The sequence below is a fragment of the Stenotrophomonas sp. 3diitr2024 genome (assembly GCF_042136455.1).
GTDB lineage: Bacteria > Pseudomonadota > Gammaproteobacteria > Xanthomonadales > Xanthomonadaceae > Stenotrophomonas > Stenotrophomonas sepilia.
On the sequence record NZ_JBHHMJ010000704.1, the window covers coordinates 1 to 2584 of the forward strand.

Genomic DNA, 2584 nt, shown 5'->3' on the forward strand with positions numbered 1-2584 from the left:
GCTGCAGTGACTGCAGCAGCGCTTCCGGATCGTCGCCGAGCAGGATCGCGACCACGCCGGTGGCACTGCTGGCCACCAGCACGCTGCCCAACGAACTTTCGGCAAGCGCGAAGTGGATGACTTCGCCGCGACCACCGGCACGCCATTGCTTCGGCGTCATGCCCAGCAGCTTCGGCGCGTTCTCGTAGAAGCGACCGCTGGAGCCGAAGCCGGCATCGTGGAAGGCGTCGGTGATGCGTTCCTGTTGTTCCAGCCCGGTGCGCAGGCGGTCGGCGCGCAGCGCGGCAGCGTACTGCTTCGGGGTCAACCCGGTTGCTTCCTTGAAAAGGCGATGCAGACGGGTTGGGCTGCAACCCGCGATCCCGGCCAGTTCCTGCAGCGAGGGTTCGTCGTGGCTGGCTTGAAGGTGGCGGCAAACCCGTTCGACGCGGGCATCGAGGGCGGTGGTGGCGGTGCTGTCCATGGCCGGATTCTGGCACGTGCTGGTTCTGCGGAAACTCCGTTTCCTGCACCTATGGACCGGGCCCGGAAACGGAGTGTTGGCAGGCGAGAGGCGCGGCATCGTGGCGGCCACTTCACAACCGGTACCACGACCATGCGGCTGAACAACAAGATCGCTCTCATCACCGGTGCCAGCGCCGGCATCGGCCGCGCCAGCGCGCTGCGCTTCGCTGCAGAAGGGGCAAAGCTGGTGCTCAACGCACGGCGGCCGGAGCCGCTGCAGGCGCTGGCCGAGCAGATCCGCGCCGCCGGTGGCGAGGTGGTGGTGCATGCCGCGGACGTGGCTGATCCGGCCACGGCACCGGCGCTGGTGGAACTGGCCCAGCAGTCATTCGGTGGGTTGGACATCGCGCTCAACAATGCCGGCATGCTCGGCCCCGGTGCACCGGCAGCAGAGTTCCCTGTGGATGCGTGGCGCGAGGTGATGGCCACCAATCTCGATGCCGCTTTCCACGCGGCACGCGCGCAGTTGCCGGCATTGCTGGCACGCGGGGGCGGCTCGCTGGTGTTTGTCGGCACGTTTGTCGGCCACACCGTGGGCTTCCCGGGCATGGCCGCCTATGCGTCGAGCAAGGCCGGGCTGATCGGCCTGAGCCAGGTGATCGCCGCCGAATACGGCGCGCGCGGCGTGCGCAGCAACGTGCTGCTGCCCGGGGGCACCGATACCGAGATGGGCCGGCAGGCGGCACCGACCGGTGATGCGCGTGATTTCGTGCGCTCGCTGCATGCACTCAAGCGCATGGCCAAGCCGGAGGAGATCGCCAATGCGGCGTTGTTCCTGGCCAGCGATGAAAGCAGCTTCGTTACCGGTACCGCAATGCGCGTTGAAGGCGGCGTGTCGATCACCCGAACCTGAGCGCCGTCACGTGCGAGGCGAGTAGCGGAGGCCGCTGCTCGCCATGAATCCCTTCGGGTCGAACCGGGCCCAGGCCTCGCCCCAGCCGAAGCGGGCGTGGCCGCCGCTCAACGTGCGACCCAGCGCTGCACCCAGCGTGCGGCGCATGAAGGCAACTTCGGCCTTGATCGCGGCCTGGCTCGGCCAGCCGTCGTCCAGCGTCGCACCAGGCAGGTCGACGCTCATGGTCACCATGTCGAGGTATTGGCCGTGGAAGCACAGGCTGATGCCAGCGGGTGCACCGCCCAGGCTGAGCCGGTGCAGGCTCAGCCAGACGTAGCCGGTGCCGACATCGCGCTCGCCATGCGTCAGCGTGGCGAAGGCGATGCGCGCCTCCTGCAGTGAGAGGCTGGGACAGATCAGGTTCGGCAGCGTGCCGAGCTGGATGCTGCCGTCGGTTGGATTGAAGTTCATCGGCACGGTGTGTGCCGCGTGCTGGGCGGGCGGGGGCATGGGTGTACGCGGAATTCGTGCTGCATCGGATTCTGGGCGTGTGTTCACCGTCGCAGCAAGTGGGTTCGTGCACACGCTGTTGGCGCGGGACTGACCTGTGGATTACCCGCCGGCCTCTAGCGTGGGGCAGAACGTCGGCCTGATGCCGATGAGGGAGTAATCAGATGAACGAGCCAGACAAGGATCAGGACCCGAAGCAGGGCATCCAGGAAAGCCGCCAGGACCGGAAGCAGGACAACGTGGCGAAGCAGCGGCCGGGCCAGTGCGACCAACAGGTGCGTGATGCGCATTCGCGCAGCCCGCGCCGCAAGGATGGCGGCCAGGAACCCGGCTAGGCGGATTCCAGACAAGAAAAAAACCCGTAGATCGCCAGGATCTACGGGTTCTTCTGAATAGTGGTGGAGCCAAGGAGGATCGAACTCCTGACCTCGTCATTGCGAACGACGCGCTCTCCCAGCTGAGCTATGGCCCCACGGCAGGCTTTCAGTGTAGCGCCGCCTGCCGCGCTTGCCAAGCGCCGGGCAGGGACGACGCAAGGCCTGGATCCACCGCCGTGCCGGCCGGATCCGGGCCAGTGCATGGCGCAGCAGGGCGAATTCGACAGAGACCAGGCGTTGCGCAAGGCAATGCCGGGGGCGGCAGCAATGCATCCAGCGTCGGTGCGATATCGCCGACCACGCCGAGGTTCACCGGGTGGCGGCGGCCAAGGTGGCTGCCATCGCGGTCGACCTGGAT

Annotated in this window: 5 protein-coding genes and 1 tRNA gene; 2 read left to right on the forward strand and 4 right to left on the reverse strand. The window is 67.2% G+C overall.

The window, feature by feature from the left end; translation table 11 throughout:
* Nucleotides 1-463: helix-turn-helix domain-containing protein (locus ABGA94_RS18540; protein WP_375367899.1), on the reverse strand; the 463-nt coding region annotated here is incomplete at its 3' end.
* Nucleotides 464-595: 132 nt separating this feature from the next.
* Here ABGA94_RS18540 and ABGA94_RS18545 point away from each other — a divergent pair.
* Nucleotides 596-1357 (forward strand): SDR family oxidoreductase, encoded by a 762-nt coding sequence (locus tag ABGA94_RS18545; protein WP_032954356.1) that lies wholly within the window; start codon nucleotides 596-598, stop codon nucleotides 1355-1357.
* A 6-nt stretch (nucleotides 1358-1363) separates the two neighbouring features.
* Here the strand turns inward: ABGA94_RS18545 and ABGA94_RS18550 are convergent, their stop codons facing one another.
* A complete protein-coding gene (locus ABGA94_RS18550; protein ID WP_375367900.1) occupies nucleotides 1364-1849 on the reverse strand; it encodes a hypothetical protein in 486 nt (161 codons plus the stop codon).
* A 164-nt stretch (nucleotides 1850-2013) separates the two neighbouring features.
* On the opposite strand from ABGA94_RS18550, the gene ABGA94_RS18555 reads away from it, so the two are divergent.
* On the forward strand, nucleotides 2014-2184 hold the full coding sequence (locus ABGA94_RS18555) for a hypothetical protein (protein WP_005417792.1): 171 nt from the start codon (nucleotides 2014-2016) through the stop codon (nucleotides 2182-2184).
* 61 nt (nucleotides 2185-2245) lie between these two features.
* On the opposite strand, the gene ABGA94_RS18560 is transcribed toward ABGA94_RS18555, so the two are convergent.
* Together ABGA94_RS18560 and ABGA94_RS18565 are read right to left on the reverse strand one after the other, a co-directional pair.
* A tRNA-Ala gene (locus tag ABGA94_RS18560) sits at nucleotides 2246-2321 on the reverse strand.
* Nucleotides 2322-2332: 11 nt separating this feature from the next.
* The coding region (locus ABGA94_RS18565) for a hypothetical protein (protein ID WP_375367901.1) at nucleotides 2333-2584 on the reverse strand (252 nt) is incomplete at its 5' end.